Genomic DNA, 21,472 nt, shown 5'->3' on the forward strand with positions numbered 1-21,472 from the left:
GCAATCTTGCCAGATCAATGCAAAACGGCCCGGAAACGATGGTTTCCGGGCCGTTCTCTTATATTTGGGGAGAAAAGTGCCGGCTATGCCTGCCGGGCTTTCCAGTCCGCGCGGGACAGGCGGTAGAGCACGTGGCGCTTCAGCCCGGGGTGCGTGTCGGGCACGGCGGGATGGTCGAAATCGTCAGCCGCGTCGTGGCGCATACCGATGCGGCGCATGACGGCGGTGGAGCGCTCATTGCCGGCAACCGCAAACGAAACGATTTCATCAAGGCCGAGCGTTTCGAAACCGTGGGCGAGCCATGCGCGCGCAGCCTCGCTGACATAGCCCTTGCCCCAGAATTCAGGCGCAAGCCTCCAGCCGATCTCGATGGCGTCTTCGGGCAGGTTGGAGAGCCCGCGCGGGCGATGCAGCCCAACAAAGCCGATAAGGTCGCCGGTTTCCTTCAGTTCCACCGCTGCAAAGCCGAAACCGTTCTGTTCGATGCCATCGCGGATGAAATCCATCGCTGCGTCGGCGTCCTCGCGGCTGCGACGATAGGGGAAGAACTCCATGATCGTCTCATCGGAGTTGATGTGGTGGAAGAAGGCGCGGTCTTCCTCGCCCCAGTTGCGCAGGATCAGGCGCTCGGTCTCAAGAAGCGTCATGTGACGAAGTCCGCTTCGCGATAGCCCTGCAGGAAGAGAAGGGCGGTGAGGTCGCCATGGTCGATGCGCACCCGCGCCTGTTCCGCAACAGAGGGCTTGGCATGGAGGGCAACGCCGAGGCCGGCCAGAACCAGCATGTCGAGATCATTGGCGCCGTCACCCACGGCCAGCACATCGTCCGGCGTCAGGCCGTGTTCTGCGGCAAAGCGGTTTAGCGCGACGGCCTTTGCCTCCCGCCCCAGAATGGGTTTCCGGACCTCACCGCTCAGCCGGTCACCATCGGTCAAAAGATGGTTGGCCTGCTGCGTGTGGAAGCCGAGTTTTGCGCCGACCGGCCCGGTGAACTGTTCGAATCCGCCCGAGACGAGGGCGGTGAATGCGCCTGCGGCTTTCATCGTGGCGACGAGCGCCGGGCCGCCGGAAGCGAGCGTGATGCGCTTTTCGATCACGCTGTCGATGACGTTGAGCGGCAGGCCTTTTAAGAGCCCGACGCGCTCTTCCAACGCCGGTTCGAAAGCGATCTCGCCATTCATCGCGCGCCGTGTGATGCCGGCAACGGCGTCCTTCAGACCAAGCTCGGCTGCCAGTTCATCAATGCACTCCTGATCGATCATGGTGGAATCCATGTCGGCGATCAGCATCTTCTTGCGCCGGTTGTCGGTCTTCTGCACCGCGACATCGATGGGCGCACCGGCCAGTGCCGCGCGCAGGCGTGCTTCGGCCTCTGCGGCATCGGAACCGGGGGCGAGGGCGATGTCGCAGGCCAGGTTTTCACCCAGCCAGTCGATGGCGCTTGCATCGAGCGCCTCCATGGCCATAGTCGCAACCGCGGGCGTGAGAGCGCGCTTTGCCGGATGAGAGATGAGTGTGGCGACGAGGGACATGAGCGTTTCCGGAATAGTGAGCGGCGGGCATGTTGAATAATGCGATCCTGATAGCGGGGCCGACTGCCAGCGGCAAGTCCGCTCTGGCGCTGGCGCTTGCGCAGGAAACGGGCGGGGTGGTGATCAACGCCGATTCCATGCAGGTCTATGACGTGCTTTCGCTTCTGACCGCGCGGCCCTCTGCCGATGACCTTAAACGCGTGCCGCACTTTCTCTATGGGCATGTGCCGCCATCGGTCGCCTATTCCACGGGCGCGTGGCTCGACGATGTGGCGAAGCTTGTCGAGAGCGGTGCGCTCGAAGGAAAGCGTCCCGTCTTCGTCGGCGGCACGGGGCTTTACTTCCGCGCGCTTCTGGAAGGCATGGCGCCGGTGCCGCCGGTGCCCGATGCGGTGCGCCGGCACTGGCGTCAGCGCATGGAGAAAGACGGGCCGGAGGCGCTGCACGGGCTTCTGGCCGAGCGCGACCCTGACGCCGCTTCCGCCATCGGCACGGGCGATGCGCAGCGCATCACGCGCGCGCTCGAGGTTTTCGAGGCTTCGGGGCGTCCGCTGAGCGCCTGGCAGCAGGAAAACACGCCGCCGCTGGTCGACCGGGCATCCAGCCGCTGCATTGTTCTGGAGCCGGAACGCGAATTTGTCAGACAGCGCATCGGCCAGCGCTTCGACCGCATGGTGGAGGAGGGCGCTCTGGAAGAGGTGAAGGCGCTGCTGGCGCTTGATCTGCCACCCGAACTGCCGGCGATGAAAGCCATTGGCGTGCCCGAACTGGCGGCCTGTCTCAAAAATGAATGCACGCTGGAAGACGCAATCGAGAGGGCGAAAACCGCCACGCGGCGCTATTCCAAACGCCAGGGCACCTGGTTCCGCAACCAGCTTGGCGAAGACTGGCTCCGTGTGCCGCTTTCTTCGGAAAACGCGCTTCCGCGAAGTCTTGCCGGGGTTCTTCAGGCGAGCGCCAAACCGGCGGAATAGAAGCATTCCGCCTGTGGAGATTAACCTTGCGTAAGTGAGACTGTGCGAGAAGGCGATAAAGGGTGTCATTCGGGGCAGGCATGCGTTTCCACAAAGCGGAATCCGCGTTCTTTGTTTTCATTTTGCTGGTGCTGGGCGCGGGTGCCCTGCTTGCCTACGCCTATTGGCTTTTACGCTCCGACATCAGCATTTTTCCGGCTCCGCAGGATCTGAAGAGTTTTATCCAGATTCTGTTCGTCACCGGCGTCCTTCTGGCGACCGCCATCATTTTCGGTATCTTCTTCATCTATCCGCTGATCCGCACCCAGGTGCGCGAGGAGGGGAAGTTACGGGCCATGACGGAAACGCTGAGCGCCCGTTCGGAATCCCTTCAGCACGCCGCCCTGACCGACAGCCTGACAGGCATGCAGAACCGGCGCTTCTTCGATGATGCGCTGCGCGAATATCTGCAGGAGTTCCGCCGCATCGAAAAGCCGGTCGGCCTGATGGTTCTCGATCTCGATCATTTCAAGCAGGTCAACGACACGCATGGTCACGATGTGGGCGACGATGTGCTGCGCGAAGTGGCGCGCTGCCTTAAAGACCTGACCCGCTATCATGATGTGGTCGCGCGCATGGGCGGCGAGGAATTTGCCGTGGTCGCGCCGAACATGAACAATGAATCGCTGGTCAAGCTTGCCGAGCGCATCCGCCGCGCCGTGTCACAGCTGTTGATCGAAGCGAGCAATGTGAACATCCGGGTGACGATCAGCGTCGGCCTGTCCATCTGGGACGGACGGGAATCGGCTGAGGAATTCTACCGTCGTGCCGACAAGATGCTCTATGAGGCCAAACGCCTGGGCCGTAACCGCGTCTGCGCCTGAGAGGCGACACTTTCCCTACGCTCAACTGAAAGAGCTGAACGCTGCGCTGGCGCGTGGCGCGCTACCGCATGCGTGGCGTCCGGCTCCGGCAGCTTGCCGGAACCTTCACGAGCCGTGCACTGAAAAAATGAGGAGCGCTAGCGGTTTCCGAAATGGCCGCGCGACGGCACTGTGTAGCTCGCCGGACGCGCGTAATCGTCGGACGGCCGGGACCATTGTTCGAAGGTCTCGGGCTGAACAGGCGTCCTTGCCGGCCGGGGCCGGTAGTCGCGGTCGCCGGCCTGCATGTCTGCGGGGACGGGCGAGCCGATATCCGGTGGCGACTGCACCTGCGAGCGCATGGAGCGGCCGGCATCGCGCAGATTTGCCACGATCGAGGCGAGATCCACGTCATTGTCGATGTCTTCGGGGCGCGACGCCTTCTTCTTCGCATCGTCCCGCTGGCCCGGAAGCGCATGGGCCGGCAGTTGTTCGAACTTCATGCGCATGGTGGTTGCGACACCCTCGCCAAAGGCGATGGCCTCACGCCGGCCCATGGCCGAGAGGAATGACAGCATGGACGCAGAGGAGTCCGCGATTGCCGAACGGATGATCGCCTTGTCCTGATCGTTGGCGAGCCGCATGGCGAACACGGTGGAGCACTGCGAGAGGACCGTCGGGTCGAGTTCGCCCGGGCGCTGTGTCACCACACCGAGATAGCAGCCATATTTGCGGCCTTCCTTGGCGATGCGCGCGAGCGCATGGCGCGTCGGCGCAAAGCCCAGGCGCGGATCGGCGGGCATGTAGCGGTGTGCTTCCTCGCAGACGACCAGAAGATTGAGCTTTCCGTTGCTCCACAGCGCCAGATCGAAGGCGAGGCGGGCCATGACCGAGCAGACGGAATTGACCACCTCCGGCGGCATGCCGGCCATTTCAAAACAGGTCACCGTCTTGCCGTGGCTGGGGATGCGGAAGAGCCTGCCGATCGTTTCGTGGATCGAATCCTCGATGAGGCGCGAGGCGAACATGAAACGGTAACGCGGATCGTTCTGGGCAGCCTCGATGCGTGTGCGCAGGCTGCGATAGATCGGCCGGTCGGACTTGTTGGCAAGCTGGCCGGTGCGCTCCTCGATTTCCTTCAGCACATCGGCCATGCGGTAGGGGACCGGCGTGTCCGCCGTCAGCCCGCCCGTGTCGTTTGACCGTCGCAGCGAGGCAGCGCTTCCCGGATTGCGGTAGAGATGCTTGGCAGCGGGAATGATCTCGCGCAGCAATTCCACCTCTTCCGTCACCGGCTCGCGGCCCCGGAAAAGCACTTCCACCAGTTCTTCAAGGCGAAACAGCCAGAACGGCAGGTCCAGCGTGTTGGTGTCGATACGCACCGCGTATTCCGGCAGGGCGGAGGCGAATTCATTGTGCGGGTCGAGAATGAGCACGCGCAGATCCGGCCGTGAGGCGATGGTCTTGCGCAGGAGAAGCGATACGGCCGACGATTTGCCGACACCGGTGGTGCCGACCACTGCGAAATGGCGGTTCAGCGTGTCATCCACCGCAATACAGGCATCGATGCTTTCGTCCTGCGACAGCTTGCCGATCACGGCCTGCTGGCGGCCGGCCAGATCGTAGACCGCCTGCAGGTCGCGCGAGCGGATGCGGTGGGCGGGAGCGCCGATATGCGGATATTCCGTGATGCCGCGGTCGAACACGGGCTCGGCGCCACGGTCGCGCACTTCGCCGACCAGCTCGACCGAGATCGCGATGGGGTTCGCCTCGCCATCGCGCCAGCGGTGTTCGGGCCGCTCCACCGCATAGACGAGACCGACCGTGCGGATTGCGCCGAGATTGATGGAGATCATCTTGCCGACGGTCCAGTAATTGGACTGGCCGCTGTCATCGGTGTCGGTCTCGGCGGCAATGGTGGCGCGGGAGCCGTCGCAATGCACGACATGGCCAAGCAGGCGCGTGCGCGGCTGATCGGCTGCGCGCCTTTCCTGAGATGTCGTCTCGCCCTGCGTCGTTCCGCGTTCCACAAACATCATGCCACCCCATTATCCCTAACGCTCAAGGCTAGTGCCGCGAAGTTAAGGCGGCGTGTCGCGGGATGGTTGAGGAGGGGTAAACGGGGCTCTTCAAATTGGGCTTATCAAGCTGGTTGACGATGCGTTCAAGCAACCTTATTGTGCGCAGCCATGATGACAGGAAACATTCTTATCGTAGGAAGGCGCATGGGCAAGGCAGCGTAGCTGTCTGGCGAAAGCACCCCATGCGCGAAACACAGGCTCCCTCGGGGGCCTTTTTTATTGGCCTGGTGTTTCCTTGGGGGCGTTGGGCAGCTAAACAAATCGCCGGTAGAGAGAACGGAAAGACCAAGATGAACAAGGCAGTGTCGGAGCCAGCAGCGGACGCATCCGCCCAAAACGAGATGACGGGCGCAGAGATCGTCGTGCAGGCGCTCAAGGACAATGGTGTCGAGGATATTTTCGGATATCCGGGCGGTGCCGTACTTCCCATCTACGACGAGCTCTTCCAGCAGGAAGATGTCCGGCACATTCTTGTACGCCACGAGCAGGGAGCAGGCCACGCAGCCGAGGGCTATGCGCGCGCCACCGGCAAGGCCGGCGTCATGCTGGTGACCTCCGGCCCCGGCGCTACCAATGCGGTGACGCCGCTGCAGGACGCGCTGATGGATTCCATCCCGCTCGTCTGCATCAGTGGTCAGGTTCCCACCGCACTTATCGGCTCGGACGCCTTCCAGGAGTGCGACACGGTCGGCATTACCCGTCCCTGCACCAAGCACAACTGGCTGGTGAAGGACGTGAACCAGCTTGCCGCGATCATTCACGAGGCCTTCCACGTGGCGACCACGGGCCGCCCGGGACCGGTCGTCGTGGACATTCCCAAGGACATCCAGTTTGCCAAGGGCACCTACACCCCGCCGCAGACCGCGCCGCGCACCAGCTATCACCCGCAGGAGCAGGGCGACATCAACCAGATCAAGGCGGCCATCGAGCTGATGGCCAACGCCAGGCGGCCGGTGATCTATTCGGGTGGCGGCGTCATCAATGCCGGCCCCGAGGCGAGCCACCTGCTGCGCGAGCTGGTGGATCTGACGGGCTTCCCGATCACCTCCACGCTGATGGGACTGGGCGCTTATCCGGCATCCGGCGACAACTGGCTCGGCATGCTGGGCATGCACGGCACCTATGAAGCCAACATGGCGATGCATGACTGCGACGTCATGCTGTGCATCGGTGCGCGCTTCGATGACCGCATCACCGGCCGTCTCGACGCCTTTGCGCCGCATTCGCGCAAGATCCACATCGACATCGACCCGTCCTCGATCAACAAGAACGTGCATGTCGACGTGCCGATCATCGGCGATGCAGGCCGCATTCTGGAAGACATGGTGCGCCTGTGGCGCGCGACCGCGAAGGCCGACAAGGCCGCGCTCAAACCCTGGTGGACGCAGATCGACATCTGGCGCGCACGCGACTCGCTCGCCTACAAGCCGAATGACGACATCATCATGCCGCAATACGCGATCCAGCGGCTCTACGAGCTGACCAGGGAGCGCGATGTCTATGTGACGACCGAAGTCGGTCAGCACCAGATGTGGGCGGCGCAGCATTTCGGTTTCGATGCGCCGAACCACTGGATGACCTCCGGTGGTCTGGGCACGATGGGCTACGGCCTGCCGGCGGCGCTTGGCGTGCAGATCGCGCATCCCGACGCGCTGGTCATCGACATTGCAGGCGATGCGTCGGTGCAGATGACCATTCAGGAGATGAGTGCGGCGGTGCAGCACAATGCGCCGATCAAGATCTTCATCCTGAACAACCAGTATATGGGCATGGTGCGCCAGTGGCAGCAGCTGCTGCATGGCAACCGCCTGTCGCACTCCTATACGGAAGCGATGCCTGACTTCGTCAAACTGGCCGAAGCCTATGGCTGCCACGGCATCATGTGCGACAAGCCGGGCAAGCTGGATGACGCCATCCGCGAGATGATTGAAGTCGACAAGCCGGTGATCTTCGATTGCCGTGTTGCCGCACTCGCCAACTGCTTCCCGATGATCCCGTCGGGCAAGGCGCATAACGAGATGCTGCTTCCCGACGAGGCCAGCGACGAGGCGGTGGCCAACGCCATCGACGAAGAGGGCCGGCAATTGGTGTGACGGTTATGAGGCGTCCTGTCTGAGCGGCAGGACGCTTTGTTTTCAGTCAGTTACACGATGGTTTTGCAAAAGAGATTCATGCAATGAACGCGCAGCTACAACCCACCGGCTCTGCCTATTTCATCACCAAGGAAACCCAGGTTGCCGAGACGCGCACCCTGGCCGTTCTGGTCGACAACGAACCGGGCGTCCTTGCCCGCGTGATCGGCCTGTTCTCCGGTCGCGGCTACAACATCGACAGCCTCACCGTCTCCGAGACCGAGCACGAACGCCACCTTTCGCGCATCACCATCGTGACGCGCGGCACGGGCCATGTGCTTCAGCAGATCAAGCATCAGCTCGAGCGCATCGTTCCGGTGCACCGCGTGGTGGACCTCTCCATCGTCGCCGATGAGCGCGGCCATGACCGCCCGATGGAGCGTGAACTGGCGCTGGTCAAGGTTCGCGGACAGGGCGAGGACCGCGTCGAGGCGCTGCGCCTGGCAGACGCTTTCCGCGCTCAGGTGATCGACGCCAACACCGAGCACTTCATCTTCGAGATCACGGGGCGTGTCTCCAAGATCGAGCAGTTCATCGCCATCATGAAGCCGCTCGGCCTGGTCGAAGTGTGCCGCACGGGCGTTGCCGCCATGAACCGCGGCCCGGAAGGCATGTAGGCGCGGCCTCTCCGTGAACGGATATTTTCTGCGGGCAGGGCGATCTGTATCTTGCCCGCAGGAAAAATAAGGTCAATAATACTGACCTAATTGCCCCTGTGCCGGGCGACCGTTTGGGAGTTGGCGGATGTCGCCGGACGTTTTCCTTGCCCTCTTGGTTTTCTCCTTCGTCGCTTCGGTGACGCCGGGGCCGAACAATTTCATGTTGCTGGCCTCGGGCGTGAATTTCGGTTTCCGCCGCACCATCCCCCACATGCTTGGCATTGCCGGTGGCTTCGCGTCGCTCCTGCTCGCGGTTGGCTTCGGGCTTGGCGCTGTTCTGACGGCGTTTCCCGCGCTCCACACGATCCTGAAAATCGCCGGCGGGGCCTATCTTCTCTACCTCGCCTGGCGCATCGCCATGTCGCGCGCGCTGGGGCAGGGCGGTGAAGGCAATGCGCAGCCGATGACGTTCCTGCAGGCCGCCGCGTTCCAGTGGGTCAATCCGAAGGCCTGGGTCATGGCGTTGACCGCCATGGCGGTCTACACCGACCCCACAGCACCTTTCGCGACGGTTCTCCTTGTCGCGCTCGCCTTCGTCATCGTGAATTTCCCGAGCGTTTCCGTCTGGGCCGGGTTCGGCGTGGTTCTGCGCGGGTTTCTGGCCGATCCCGTGCGGCTCAAATGGTTCAACATCGTCATGGGGCTGGCGCTCGCCGCCACCTTATGGCCGATGATGCGCTAGCATTCGCGGGCAGGCTGACAACAATCCATTCCACAAAATGCGGGGTGAGCGGGTCTCTCAGCCACAATTTCTGCGGCTAGATAGTTAGTTGGCTATATGATTGAATGCGCCCCGCGTGAAACGCGGAGCGAGCAAATGGCGGAATTCGACGAGGCCGCCCTTACCTGGCGACTGTTTCTGGTGACGTCTGGCATATGCCTTGTGCTGTTGGCCATAGGCTGGGTGACCTGTGAGCGCGCCGAGGAGAAGCCGCTGCTCGCCGTCCTGGGCGGTGGTTTCACGATCGATCACAACTCTTCGGAAATTCACTACGATCTGGCGGTGCGGGAGATCCGCCATCTGCGCCACGGCATGATCATCGAGGCCGACTTCGAAGACCCTGCGGGCAATGGCTATTATGTGGTGCGCGAGCGCGTGCAGCGCTGGCGCAAGCGCTACAGCCTGCGTTCACCGCCCGTTTGCGGGGTGCGGGCGCGCAAGCGCTATCTCGTCATGCTGCGGGTTCTGAACGATCAGGGCGAGGAAGAGCTGTGGAGCGACATCATCTATGTGAGCAGCCATCTGGGCGAAGACGTGATGCCCGAGCCGCCCCTGACCACCTGGCCCGGCCGGGACCTCTCGCCGCACGCGCGCTAGGGGGCGGACACCGGTTTCAATGCCCTGCTGCATTGATGTCTTGCGTGGTTCGACAGGCTCACCATGAGGGAGGCCGGCTTTGCGTCAGAGGCTTGTTCCATGATGCTTCAGACGGGTTTTTGCCGTCCCATACCCCACCCTCATGGTGAGCCTGTCGAACCACGCACAACACTGTTGCAATGGGTTTGAGCACGAATGGCGTGAGCGATCCTGCTGCCTCCGGTGTGATTGCAGCCTGTTCATTTCGGGCCGAATCTGCTTTCTGGACGGCATGGAATTCTCCCCGCAACAGGATGCAGCGCTTAACGCTGTGGCGAGCTGGCTCAAGGCCGGTCAGACCCAGGTTTTCCGTCTGTTCGGCTACGCCGGAACGGGCAAGACCACGCTGGCGCGCTATTTCGCAGAGCATGTCGATGGCGAGGTGCAGTTCGCCGCGTTCACCGGCAAGGCCGCGCAGGTGCTGCGCTCGCGCGGCGCCAAGAATGCCCGCACCATCCATTCGCTGATCTATCGCCCGCGCGGCGAGGAAGAGGTGGAAGACGAGGTTACGGGACGCACCTCCATGTCGCCCACCTTCTCGCTCAACCGCCAGAGCCCCATCGCCAAGGCTGCGATGGTGATCATCGATGAATGCTCCATGGTGGATGAGGCGCTTGGCCGCGACCTCCTGTCCTTCGGCACGCCGATCCTCGTTCTGGGCGATCCCGGCCAGCTTCCGCCGATTTCCGGTGGCGGGTTCTTCACCGAGCATGAGCCGGATCATCTCCTGACCGAAATCCACCGGCAGGCGCGCGACAATCCCATCATCCAGCTTGCGCTCGATGTGCGCGAGGGGCGGGATATCTCCTATGGGGATTATGGTGCGGCCAGGGTCATTTCAAAGGCCGAGGTCGATCAGGATCTGGTGCTTTCGGCCGATCAGGTGCTTGTCGGCACCAACCGCACGCGCCGCCGCTACAATCAGCGCCTGCGCGAACTGAAGGGGTTCGACGCCGACTATCCGCAGGCCGGCGACAAGCTGGTGTGTCTGCGCAACGATCCCGCCAAGGGGCTGTTGAACGGCTCGCTGTGGAAGGTGATGACCTCGTCGCGCGAGACCGTGAAGCCGGGCATCAACCTGCTGGTCTCGCCCGAAGAGGACGATCCCGATCGCGGCGTGGCCAAGATCAAGCTTCTAAAGGCGGCGTTCGAGGATCCCACGGCGGAAATTCCGTGGCAGACCAAGAAGCGTTACGACGATTTCGACTATGGCTACGCGCTGACCGTGCACAAGGCGCAGGGTTCGCAGTGGGATGAGGTGGTGCTCTTTGATGAGAGCTATGCCTTCCGCGACACGCGCCAGCGCTGGCTCTACACCGCCATCACCCGTGCCTCCGAGCGCCTGACCATCGTGCGCTAAAGCATTTTGCAGCCGGATGCGCGCATCCGGCGTCGCATAAATGCGGGAAAGCAAAGAGCATTTTGCAGTCGGATGCGCGCATCCGGCGTCGCAGAAATGCGGGAAAGCAAAGAGCCTTTTGCAGTCGGATGCGCGCATCCGGCGTCGCAGAAATGCGGGAAAGCAAAGAGCCTTTTGCAGTCGGATGCGCGCATCCGGCGTCGCATAAATGCGGGAAAGCAAAGAGCATTTTGCAGCCGGATGCGTCCATCCGGCGTCGCATAAATGCGGGAAAGCAAAGAGCATTTTGCAGCCGGATGCGTCCATCCGGCGTCGCATAAATGCGGGAAAGCAAAGAGCATTTTGCAGCCGGATGCGTCCATCCGGCGTCGCATAAATGCGGGAAAGCAAAGAGCATTTTGCAGCCGGATGCGTCCATCCGGCGTCGCATAAATGCGGGAAAGCAAAGAGCATTTTGCAGTCGGATGCGCGCATCCGGCGCAGCGCAAATGCGAAAGGGCGCTCATTGCCGGTCAGCCCGGCGGCGGGGCCGGTTCCGCGCCCAGCCAATTCCAGGCGTCCTCCACCTTCTCATAGGGAAAATACTCCATCTCCATGGAGAAGAACGGGCGGAAGAAGGCGATGGTCGTGCCCATCCAGGCCGGTCCGCCGGCCACTGCATATTTGCGGATATGCTTCAGTGCGTTGGTCTTGCCGATCATCGTCTGTTCCTTGAAGGCGGCATGCCAGTCGAAGCCTTCATAGTCGTGAATGATGACCAGCACGTCGATCTTGTCGTGCACTTCATAAGCGCCTTCGAGAAGACCGTAGAGGTTTTCCATGTCGGCTGCCGTGATGTGGCCGACGATCTCGAAGGCATAGGCGTCGTCGCGGTCTGTCTCGATGCGCCGCACATTGGGGGGATTCTCATTGACGGTCATGGTCTGCTCCTGACGTTTTCCGGCTTGCCTCTATCGACCCGGTTTGTCTGTATCGACAACGCGATCTGGGCCTGTCCGTTCCGACCCGAACGCGGTATGGAGCGATGGTAACGCATCGAGCGCAACAGAAAAGCGGGACGCAACAATGCCGGCAAAACTCTCCGTCAATCTCAACGCTGTCGCCATGCTGCGCAACCGGCGCGATCTGCCATGGCCGAGCGTGACCGGGCTTGGCCGCATCGCGCTTCAAGCGGGCGCCTGCGGGCTGACCGTGCATCCGCGCCCCGACCAGCGCCATATCCGTTTTTCCGACCTGCCGGAGATCCGCGCGCTGCTTGATGACGAGTTTCCCGGCCGCGAGTTCAACATCGAGGGCTTTCCCACCGAGGAATTCCTGGCGCTCGTCGAAGAGCATCAGCCCGAACAGGTGACGCTGGTGCCCGACGATCCGGCACAGGCCACCTCCGACCATGGCTGGGACTTTGCCGGGCAGGGCGGTTTTCTAAAACCCGTCATCGCGCGGCTCAAGAAGCAGGGCTTTCGCGTCTCGCTTTTTGCTGACCCTGATCCCGATCAGGTGCCGGCGGCGGCAGCGCTCGGGGCGGACCGTATCGAGCTCTACACCGGCCCTTATGGCGGTTGCCATGATGATTCCGAAAAGGCCTCTATCGAACTGGAAAAGCTCGGCAAAACGGCGGACGCCGCTGCCGCGCACGGGCTCGGCGTCAATGCCGGTCACGATCTGACGGTGGCGAACCTTCCGGCCCTTGCGCGCCGCATGCCGGAACTCTGCGAGGTTTCCATTGGCCACGGTCTCACCGCCGACGCGCTGGAATACGGCATGGCGGAAACCGTGCGCCGCTTCATCCGCGCCTGCGAGGGCTGATCCACCTCCAAATCGCCCGCAAATGGTCACGGCATTGCCCAGACCGTTAACGCGCATGGACAGGGTTTCTTAGGATTCCCTGACCTATGCATGGGGTGGGTTTTGAGGTGTTTTCATGCGTATCGTTGCAGTGACCGTGCTGCTCGCGCTGGCGTTGGCAGGCTGTGCCTCGACGCCGCGCAGCATCAACAATGTTTGTACCGTGTTCGAGCAGAAGCAGAGCTTTTTCGGCGGCTGGTATACGCAGGCCAAGCGCGCCGAGCGCAAATATGGCGTGCCGGCGGAAGTGCTGATGGCCACCATCCGCATCGAATCCGGCTTCGACGCCGATGCGCGCCCGCCGCGCCGCAAGCTGCTCGGCTTCATTCCGTGGAAGCGCGCCTCCAGCGCCTATGGTTATTCGCAGGCGCTTGATGGCACCTGGCAGCGCTACAAGCGCGAGACCGGCAATGTGATGGCGCGGCGCAGCAGCTTCGCCGATGCGGTGGATTTCGTCGGCTGGTATCACCAGACCAGCAACCGCACCAATGGCGTGGCGCTCAACGACGCCTACAGCCTTTATCTGAACTATTATGCCGGCCATGCGGGCTATCGGCGCGGCGTATGGCGCAACAATCCGCAGATGCAGAAATCCGCCCGCAAGGCGGCGACCATGTCCAGCAATTACGGCCGCCAGATGCGCCAGTGCGGGCGCTGAACGACCTGCTTCCAGCGGTCTCCACTCTTCATTGCATAGCGAAACGCTCTCATTCATTCTTCTTGGACAATTGCGGGCGCCGACTTTGAAGCCCTTCTCCCCGCGCGCGGGGAGAAGGAGGCTGCCCGACCGTCCCGCCCAACCGCCCAATGCCGCACGCCGTTAAACGACCAGGCCCCACCGTCGAGGCCCCCTTCTCCCCGCGCGCGGGGAGAAGGAGGCTGCCCGACCGTCCCGCCCAACGGCCCAATGCCGCACGCCGTTAAACGACCAGGCCCCACCGTCGAGGCCCCCTTCTCCCCGCGCGCGGGGAGAAGGAGGCTGCCCGACCGTCCCGCCCACCGGCCCAATGCCGCACGCCGTTAAACGACCAGGCCCCACCGTCGAGGCCCCCTTCTCCCCGCGCGCGGGGAGAAGGAGGCTGCCCGACCGTCCCGCCCACCGGCCCAATGCCGCACGCCGTTAAACGACCAGGCCCCACCGTCGAGGCCCCCTTCTCCCCGCGCGCGGGGAGAAGGAGGCTGCCCGACCGTCCCGCCCACCGGCCCAATGCCGCACGCCGTTAAACGACCAGGCCCCACCGTCGAGGCCCCCTTCTCCCCGCGCGCGGGGAGAAGGAGGCTGCCCGACCGTCCCGCCCAACCGCCCAATGCCGCACGCCGTCAAACGACCCGGCCCCACCGTCAAGGCCCCCTTCTCCCCGCAAGCGGGGAGAAGGTGAGGATGAGGGGCGGGCGCCAGGTTCCGCGAACCCCGCAATATGGCGAGACTTTCATGCGCCGCGGCAGCCCCTCATCCCCCTGCCGGGACCTTCTCCCCGCAAGCGGGGAGAAGGAGGCTGCCCGCCCGGCCCGCCCACCCCCCCAATGCCGCACCCCGTAAAACGACCAGGCCCCACCGTCGAGGCCCCCTTCTCCCCGCAAGCGGGGAGAAGGTGAGGATGAGGGGCGGGCGCCAGGTTCTGCGAACCCCGCAATATGGCGAGACTTTCATGCGCCGCGTCAGCCCCTCATCCCCCTGCCGGGACCTTCTCCCCGCAAGCGGGGAGAAGGTGAGGATGAGGGGCGGGCGCCAGGTTCTGCGAACCCCGCAATATGGCGAGACTTTCATGCGCCGCGGCAGCCCCTCATCCCCCTGCCGGGACCTTCTCCCCGCAAGCGGGGAGAAGGAGGCTGTCATCCACGTGGAGCGCTTCCGCTTTTCCTGAAAAGCTCATAGCCAGAGCCCGGCCTGACCGCCTATCTTCATCGCTGGGCCCCGTATCCACCGGATGCGGGGCCGATGCCGTTTCGCAGGGCCGGGCAGGCGAGGGACGCAATCTCCCCGGACCCTGTGGCAAAGCGGCTTGCATTTTGTTTTTCCCTATGACAGAACCGTACCGTACGGTACGATCCGTAAACGGGAACAGAGACCTTCGTGCGCCACATGTCGGAAATGCAGGATACATTCACACCGCGCCAGCGCGCGGTTCTGGACAAGGCGCTGGGCCTCCTGCTGGAAGGCGGCGAGCGCGCGCTGACGACCGCCGGGCTGGCGCGCGCGGCCAACTGCTCCAAGGAAAGCCTCTACAAATGGTTCGGGGACCGCGACGGTCTTCTGGCGGCCATGATCTCCCATCAGGCGAGCAAGGTGCGCGCCCAGATCGACGGCGGCGAGCGGCTGGATCTTGGCCGGTTCCGCACGCATCTGGTGGATTTCGCAAATGACCTCTTGCAGGTTCTCGGTGGAGATGTATCGCTGGCGCTTAACCGGTTGGCCATTGGACAGGCGAGCCGGGAAGGTAGCCGGCTTGGCGCGCTTCTTATTGAGCGGGGTCGGCATGGTATTGATAAACGTGCCGGCGCGCTTTTGGAGGCCGGCAGGCAGCGCGGCCTTATTGCCTATCACGACCGCGAAACTGCCTATCACACATTATACGGCCTGATCGTGCGCGACCTTCATGTGCGCATGCTTCTGGGCGAGGCCGGTGTGCGCCGGCCTGAACATTATGCCGCCCTTGCAGAAGAGGCGGTGGACCAGTTTTTCGTGCTTTTCGGGGTGCGGAAAAACGAGACGACCGGCCGCGACAGCGTCTAAGGCGGTCGAAGGTGAACAACAGTCAGTTGGATCAGGAAAGGAATTGAGTATGCGGGTGTATTATGATCGCGATGCCGATCTCAATCTCATCAAGAGCAAGAAGGTCGCCATTATCGGTTATGGCAGCCAGGGTCGCGCGCACGCGCTGAACCTGAAGGATTCCGGCGCCAAGGAAATCGCCGTGGCGCTGCGTCCGGGTTCTGCAACCGCCAAGAAGGTCGAGGCCGATGGCCTCAAGGTGATGTCGGTGGCCGAGGCTGCTGCATGGGCCGACCTGATGATGATGGCCACGCCCGACGAGCTGCAGGCCGGCATCTACAATTCCGAGATCGCGCCGAACATCCGCGACGGTGCGGCCATTGCCTTCGCGCACGGCCTCAACGTGCATTTCGGCCTGATCGAGCCGAAGAAGACCGTCGACGTGCTGATGGTCGCGCCGAAGGGCCCGGGCCACACCGTGCGCGGCGAATATGAGAAGGGCGGCGGCGTGCCGTGCCTGGTCGCCGTTCATCAGGACGCTTCCGGCAATGCGCTGGACCTCGGCCTGTCCTACGCCTGCGGCGTTGGCGGCGGCCGTTCGGGCATCATCGAGACCACGTTCCGCGAAGAGTGCGAGACGGATCTGTTCGGTGAGCAGGTCGTTCTGTGCGGCGGTCTGGTCGAGCTCATCCGCGCCGGCTTCGAGACGCTGGTCGAGGGCGGTTACGCTCCCGAAATGGCCTATTTCGAGTGCCTGCACGAAGTGAAGCTGATCGTCGACCTCATCTATGAGGGCGGCATTGCCAACATGAACTACTCGATCTCCAACACCGCTGAGTGGGGCGAGTATGTCTCTGGCCCGCGCATCATCACGGCGGAGACCAAGGCAGAGATGAAGCGCGTTCTGCACGACATCCAGTCCGGCCGTTTCACCACTGAGTGGATGCAGGAGTGGCACGCAGGTGCGGCCCGCTTCAAGGCGACCCGTCGCCTGAACGACGAGCATCCGATCGAGGAAGTTGGCGAGAAGCTGCGCGGCATGATGCCGTGGATCTCCAAGAACAAGCTGGTGGACAAGGAAAAGAACTGATCTTTTCCAAAGTCTCAGACAGAAGGCCGCGGCATCGCCCGCGGCCTTTTTCTTTGCCGGTCTTTAGCCTGCCTGTCCCGCGATGAAACAGGTTTCTGGCACGGATTTCGCTGCATGACCCGCAAGAACCGCATGCGCCTCTTGCTGCCCGTCTGGCGCGCCTGACGGGTATGGAGGTTCGTCTGCAGTATCTGCAAGGCCGACAGAAAGCTTTTTGGTTCGCAAGTGTGGTAAATGCGACCAGATGCAAATACATTTTGTGTGGCAAGCAATGAGAGTGCGCACCCTTTGATTAATCGGCTGAAAATCTGGCTGGGTTCAAAGCCCTGGTTTTGGAAATTGCGAGCGGGGCTCGGGCAGTTCCGGTTTATATTCGAGCGTAGCACTTATAAGAGGCGCACCTTAGTCACCAAAGCAACGTCAAACGTTCGCATCTTGGGCTCGTTCGCATGGGGCGGCATGAAGAGCCTATTTTGGGTTGTTTTGGGGTTGGCGGCACTGATATTTGTAGAAGATTATGCAATAGATAGTCAGTATTGGCACGAAACGCTCAGTGTAGACGATAAAGCGTTCAATATTGATCAACTCCGGTTGTACGCTCAGCTGCTCACTGCGATTTTCTCGATCTACTTTGCAACGATTGGCATCATTTTAAGTGCGGGCTACACCAGACTTCGCCGAGATATCATCCGTATGCTTACCAATGAGCAGGTGGGTAGTGTTTATTCTCGGGTCTTGGTGCTCGCGGCGATGTTCTGTTTGGCAGCGACGGCTTTGCCCTCATTTGGATTTGAACCGGGGCTGTTTGTCTATATCGCCGGAACGGTTTTGACCTTGTTGAGTTCTCTAGCCTTGTTTCCGTTGGGCCAGAGGCTATTCAATTTTTTTGACCTAAATGTACTTGTTCATAGCGAAATACTTCCCAGTATTGCGCGCCATATCGAAGGTGCAGCGAACCGCAAGAATTCCATTTCGTTGGCCTGCCATCATTCAAAAGCTGCGCGACATGCTCTTGAGCAACTCTCGTACATCGATGATCGGATAAAAGCCGACAAAGAGAGTCTAGACGACAACTTACCCGCGTTGACCGAGGACCATACGGCTTTGCTTCTGTACTACCTTCAGAAGAAACACAAAATTGACCAAGATAGCTACTGGTTCCCGAGGCGCAGTAAGCACAAGCAGTGGTTTTTCGCCGGCGACACCGCAACGTCTATGGCGTTACAAACAAGCAGTCAGCAAATGCTGGTAGAGGAGAAGCCTGACCATCAGTGGTTCGAAACCGAGATCGTCGACCGGCTTGCGGGCCACATTGAGCTCGCGTTTAAGGTTGAAGACTTCGACCTCGCGCTGAAACTTCTCGCTCACTTCTCAACTCGAGCTTCAGTGTATGCGGCACAATTCCAGTTCAGCCTCGGTATGCAGGAGATCAAGAGGTTTAAGGAGATCATTGAGCAAAACTTGGCGACTGAGGACGCTTCAATGCAAGCAAATGCGGGGATGACAAGGGTTGCCATAGCTGATGCATGGGCAGCACTGGGAAGTAATCTGTGTCTAGAAGCTCTTCGCCGGATGCTAACCTTCGAGAAAGAGCTGAAACGCTTCTTCGATGCCGACGACTGGAGCGAAAATTCCCTGCGCAATCTCCCTGCATTTCTGCAAGTAGAACTCGCGTTCATCGTTGAACGCATAGCGTTCGAGCAAGAGATAGAAGGACACCGTCTTTCCAAGCCAAAATACGTCCAGCAGTTGGCTGTCCAGAAGTTGTTGCAACACTACGCGAAAATCCTGCCGGAAGTATGCAGTTTTTACGAAAACGTAGTTCCAGAATTCGTGGCCACGTTGACGAAATTAAAAATGTCTGAGGCTGCTACTCAAGTTGTCCTAGCAAGCCTCCATAGTCATTGGAAACTTCCGCGCTGGTTCGACGAGGTAGCCGAACTCTTTAACCGGTATCGCGAGTTTGGACACTACACGGAAGCACAATACACGCTACCAACCATCGACGTTACCGAGATGTCCAAGCAGGTGTTAGCGTCGCGAGATGCCGCGCTTGCAACGCTCGGCAGCGGGGCGACTGTAGGACACATTTTCGAGCCGAAACACAATGAGGAACTGCCGGATCATTTTGGGCAGATTTATTTCGAACTAGCCGAAGCATGCATACGTTCGCTGGAGCAAGACGACACAGATAAGCTGGACAAAGTCCTCCCGATGTTTATGGCGCTTGCATTTCTGGCGGCGGACTCCAGATTTGCAGACCCAACTCTCGACATCAATCACGAATTCCGGCTTCATCTCATTTCAACTGTGATCAACGATTTGGCGTCCGTCTTGGGCTTCGCCATTCTCTACGGAGCATACTTCGACAATGATAAATTGTCGGAGGGTGCCTTGGCCAAGTTCGATGCTTGGATAGGGCAAGTCGATGACAAGCAACTATACCTCAAGAGGATGCTACTGCTCTCTGACCCGCACAGCTTCAGTATGAGTGCGTCACCGCGTGGATTGATCCGGACCAATTGGAAAATGTCGTTCGAAAATCGCGCGCGACATGACGGTTTTGGGGACCGGATGGGGATGACGCGAGGCGAACAGCACCCGAACAAAATTGTGAGGGAGTTTCTAAACTCGCATTCTGATGCGTCTCATCTCTTCTTTGCAAAACATGTTTTGCCGAATATCGAAGCCACTGACATGAAGATAGACTACCAGATTACCAGTCTTGCATGTCGGCTGCACGAGGAACCTGAAGAGGTTCAGCATGAAGATATTTAGGGCGGAACCTTTGCGTCATTATCGCTTTGATGACGTGCGCCTTGGTTTTTTTGATCGGCTATTCGTCACAGTCGAAGAAGATAGACCGGATTTAAATCGGCAAATGTTTAAAGAAGATTTCGCTGATATTTTCAACTATGCCAACCGTAGTAGCGGAAAATTTTTTGACATTTCGTCGAATGACGAAGATCTGACCGAACGATTGCTCTCAAATGTCCATACCAGATACGGACCCCACCCTGTCGATAAGACAGTTCGTGAGTGGGTAGAAGTCATCGCCCAATCGCTCGTCTGGTTCGGTGCGGCTTACTATTCCCTGACTGATGACACGGAGCGTGACGATATTCACATAGCTTCGTTCGGCTCAAGTGGCGTTGTGCATCTCTTCGGCACACATATTCAGTGGGTGCCAAAGCGCACCGTAAGACACTGGGATCGAGACGACGAACTGGTTTCTAGAGAAATACGCATCCTGGATTCAGCTAAAGTGATGTGCTTTGTGATACCCAAAGCAATGAAGCGCATGCTTTCTCTGCAGAACAGGACCTTGGCTGCCATAGATAAGCACCAGTTTAGGGTGACAGACTTCCACCCTCAGCCCACGCACGAGAATCCAAACCCAACCAACCATTTCGATTTCAGCTTTTGGCGGGACACGCAAGAGCGTGCTCAGTACCGTTCCACGCGCGCCACCGGCTGGAACGGCAGAAAATATGACTCGTCCAAGCGCTCCGACTTTTTTGATTGTCACCGACTAATTCGGTTCCGGCGCAACCAACTTGTGCTAAGAGATAACATTCTGAGCCAGCTCAGTTCCGAGCTCTCAAGGGTTGGTAAGGGCTACAACTCCGAATTTATCGTAGAAATATCTGGAACAGATAAGCTGCCGAGTGTTGCATACCTCAACGAATTAGAAGCAAGGTTGATCCGGGAAGAAGCGAGTTTCAGCGAAATCATCGACTATTGCTTGAAGTGCTGAATGACCGGTTCAGCTGGCCGCGCCGCAGCATTCTGCAAACCTGACGAGCGGCAGGTTTCGCGTCGCGCCATTCGCTCCGCCCTCAATCCCACCCCTTCAACCCCAGGAGCTTCTCCCCCAGCTCCGTGAGCTTCGCCGTCTTAGCGTTCTTCTTCTCCCATTCGCGGGGGTCGCCGGGGAAGGCGTCGCGTTTGGGGTGGTCGCGTTCGCGCCACAGGCGGATGCGTTCGCGCCGTTCCGCCTCGTTCTCGAACTCGGCCGGATGCATCGACACATATTGCGCCATCCGCACCCGGTCCTTTGAATGGTTGGGCCGCACGCCATGCGCCAGAAGCGAGTTGAAGATCAGGAGGTCGCCCGCTTCCATGTCGATATTGGTGATCGAAAGGCCCGTTATGTCCGGGTGCATCGGGTCGCGGTCGGCGGGCTGGGTTTTCACCCATTCGTCAAAATGCTCGAACAGTTCGGGAATGCACTGGAAACCGCCCACATCGCCGTCCTGCTTCTTCAGGCTCAGCACGCCCTGAACGCCTATGGGCAGCGGGCGGAGCGAGGTGTCGGCGTCCCAGTGGATGAAGCCATCGGGATTGCCCGGGCTCTTCTTCGGCACGTTCAGATTGGCGCGGTCGATGGTCACCCACAGATCTTCGCGGTCCCATATGTCCACGAAGGCGTCATAGATGCGCGGCTCCATGCGGTTGTCCCACAGATACTGGTGATTGTAGATCTCCAGCATGCCGGTGTTGTTGAGCTCCTTCATCTTGTGCGCGCGGCGCTGCGGGGCATACCAGGTGGAGGGATCGTTCGGGTCTTTCTCGTCGAACGCCCACAGGAGCTCCGCCAGCCGCTCGACATTCTCGCGCGGCACGGCCTGCCTTACGATCACATAGCCTTTGGTGATCCAGTGCTGCCAGTCGTCCCTGGAGAGAACGCGCAGCGGCAGGGTCTTCTCGATGTCCTTGAGCTGTGAGCCGACCTTGGTCGACGAGGGATGCGCATCGCGCTTGATGGCTGCTTCCTGCATGGCTTCCTCCCAGATATCCTGCCTTGCAAGCCTAGCGCGCTTGCGCGGGCGGTGTTGTACTCACATGGCCGATATTGATACTATTCTGGCGTCATGGCCTGTGAGTG

General features: G+C 60.6%; 19 protein-coding genes. 13 read left to right on the forward strand and 6 right to left on the reverse strand.

All coding sequences use genetic code 11. The features are described from left to right. Positions 1 to 83: 83 nt before the first annotated feature. Positions 84 to 647, reverse strand: a complete 564-nt coding sequence (locus NDI72_RS04000; RefSeq protein ID WP_283799682.1) for a GNAT family N-acetyltransferase — start codon at positions 645 to 647, stop codon at positions 84 to 86. Next, entirely contained in the window at positions 644 to 1,531 is an 888-nt protein-coding gene (gene serB, locus NDI72_RS04005) for a phosphoserine phosphatase SerB (RefSeq protein ID WP_283799683.1), read from the reverse strand. The genes NDI72_RS04000 and serB overlap by 4 nt, the downstream gene beginning before the upstream one ends. A 29-nt stretch (positions 1,532 to 1,560) precedes the next feature. Between serB and miaA the strand changes: the two genes are divergently transcribed. Continuing rightward, entirely contained in the window at positions 1,561 to 2,505 is a 945-nt protein-coding gene (miaA, locus tag NDI72_RS04010) for a tRNA (adenosine(37)-N6)-dimethylallyltransferase MiaA (RefSeq protein ID WP_283799684.1), read from the forward strand. Between the two features lie 80 nt (positions 2,506 to 2,585). Beyond that, positions 2,586 to 3,368 (forward strand): GGDEF domain-containing protein, encoded by a 783-nt coding sequence (locus NDI72_RS04015; protein ID WP_113155601.1) that lies wholly within the window; start codon positions 2,586 to 2,588, stop codon positions 3,366 to 3,368. A gap of 137 nt (positions 3,369 to 3,505) precedes the next feature. Here the strand turns inward: NDI72_RS04015 and NDI72_RS04020 are convergent, their stop codons facing one another. Further along, on the reverse strand, positions 3,506 to 5,383 hold the full coding sequence (locus NDI72_RS04020) for an ATP-binding protein (RefSeq protein ID WP_206544310.1): 1,878 nt from the start codon (positions 5,381 to 5,383) through the stop codon (positions 3,506 to 3,508). A gap of 335 nt (positions 5,384 to 5,718) precedes the next feature. Between NDI72_RS04020 and NDI72_RS04025 the strand changes: the two genes are divergently transcribed. The 5 genes from NDI72_RS04025 to NDI72_RS04045 all read left to right on the forward strand — a co-directional run bounded on the left by NDI72_RS04025 (position 5,719) and on the right by NDI72_RS04045 (position 10,936). Further along, positions 5,719 to 7,521, forward strand: a complete 1,803-nt coding sequence (locus NDI72_RS04025; RefSeq protein WP_283799685.1) for an acetolactate synthase 3 large subunit — start codon at positions 5,719 to 5,721, stop codon at positions 7,519 to 7,521. An 83-nt stretch (positions 7,522 to 7,604) separates the two neighbouring features. After that, entirely contained in the window at positions 7,605 to 8,177 is a 573-nt protein-coding gene (ilvN, locus tag NDI72_RS04030) for an acetolactate synthase small subunit (protein WP_113155599.1), read from the forward strand. Between the two features lie 127 nt (positions 8,178 to 8,304). After that, positions 8,305 to 8,901: a LysE family translocator gene (locus NDI72_RS04035; RefSeq protein ID WP_206543860.1), complete on the forward strand. Its 597-nt coding sequence runs from the start codon at positions 8,305 to 8,307 to the stop codon at positions 8,899 to 8,901. Between the two features lie 135 nt (positions 8,902 to 9,036). Next, complete coding sequence (locus tag NDI72_RS04040; protein WP_283799687.1) at positions 9,037 to 9,537, forward strand: hypothetical protein; 501 nt, start codon at positions 9,037 to 9,039, stop codon at positions 9,535 to 9,537. 271 nt (positions 9,538 to 9,808) lie between these two features. Continuing rightward, positions 9,809 to 10,936: an ATP-dependent DNA helicase gene (locus NDI72_RS04045; protein ID WP_206543859.1), complete on the forward strand. Its 1,128-nt coding sequence runs from the start codon at positions 9,809 to 9,811 to the stop codon at positions 10,934 to 10,936. Here NDI72_RS04045 and NDI72_RS04050 read toward each other — a convergent pair. Next, on the reverse strand, positions 10,933 to 11,442 hold the full coding sequence (locus tag NDI72_RS04050) for a hypothetical protein (RefSeq protein WP_283799689.1): 510 nt from the start codon (positions 11,440 to 11,442) through the stop codon (positions 10,933 to 10,935). The two genes, NDI72_RS04045 and NDI72_RS04050, sit on opposite strands and share 4 nt — an antisense overlap. 6 nt (positions 11,443 to 11,448) lie before the next feature. Further along, positions 11,449 to 11,856, reverse strand: a complete 408-nt coding sequence (locus NDI72_RS04055) for a SpoIIAA family protein (protein ID WP_113155595.1) — start codon at positions 11,854 to 11,856, stop codon at positions 11,449 to 11,451. A gap of 145 nt (positions 11,857 to 12,001) precedes the next feature. On the opposite strand from NDI72_RS04055, the gene NDI72_RS04060 reads away from it, so the two are divergent. From NDI72_RS04060 to NDI72_RS04085, 6 genes are all read left to right on the forward strand, one after another. Beyond that, complete coding sequence (locus NDI72_RS04060) at positions 12,002 to 12,742, forward strand: pyridoxine 5'-phosphate synthase (protein ID WP_283799692.1); 741 nt, start codon at positions 12,002 to 12,004, stop codon at positions 12,740 to 12,742. Between the two features lie 115 nt (positions 12,743 to 12,857). Beyond that, complete coding sequence (locus NDI72_RS04065; protein WP_283799694.1) at positions 12,858 to 13,439, forward strand: transglycosylase SLT domain-containing protein; 582 nt, start codon at positions 12,858 to 12,860, stop codon at positions 13,437 to 13,439. Positions 13,440 to 14,864: 1,425 nt separating this feature from the next. Next, entirely contained in the window at positions 14,865 to 15,515 is a 651-nt protein-coding gene (locus NDI72_RS04070; protein ID WP_206544309.1) for a TetR/AcrR family transcriptional regulator, read from the forward strand. 49 nt (positions 15,516 to 15,564) lie between these two features. Beyond that, positions 15,565 to 16,584, forward strand: coding sequence for a ketol-acid reductoisomerase (gene ilvC / locus NDI72_RS04075; RefSeq protein WP_113155591.1), 1,020 nt, complete (start codon positions 15,565 to 15,567; stop codon positions 16,582 to 16,584). Between the two features lie 234 nt (positions 16,585 to 16,818). Continuing rightward, positions 16,819 to 19,362, forward strand: a complete 2,544-nt coding sequence (locus NDI72_RS04080) for a hypothetical protein (protein ID WP_283799695.1) — start codon at positions 16,819 to 16,821, stop codon at positions 19,360 to 19,362. Beyond that, positions 19,349 to 20,341: a hypothetical protein gene (locus tag NDI72_RS04085; RefSeq protein ID WP_283799697.1), complete on the forward strand. Its 993-nt coding sequence runs from the start codon at positions 19,349 to 19,351 to the stop codon at positions 20,339 to 20,341. Before NDI72_RS04080 ends, NDI72_RS04085 begins: the two co-directional genes overlap by 14 nt. Before the next feature lie 82 nt (positions 20,342 to 20,423). On the opposite strand, the gene NDI72_RS04090 is transcribed toward NDI72_RS04085, so the two are convergent. Then, positions 20,424 to 21,365 carry a phytanoyl-CoA dioxygenase family protein gene (locus NDI72_RS04090; protein ID WP_206554139.1) on the reverse strand — a complete coding sequence of 314 codons (942 nt, stop codon included), beginning with the start codon at positions 21,363 to 21,365 and terminating at the stop codon, positions 20,424 to 20,426. Between the last annotated feature and the right edge of the window lie 107 nt (positions 21,366 to 21,472).

Origin of the sequence: Nitratireductor sp. GZWM139 (genome assembly GCF_030068685.1) — a bacterium.
GTDB lineage: Bacteria > Pseudomonadota > Alphaproteobacteria > Rhizobiales > Rhizobiaceae > Nitratireductor > Nitratireductor aquimarinus.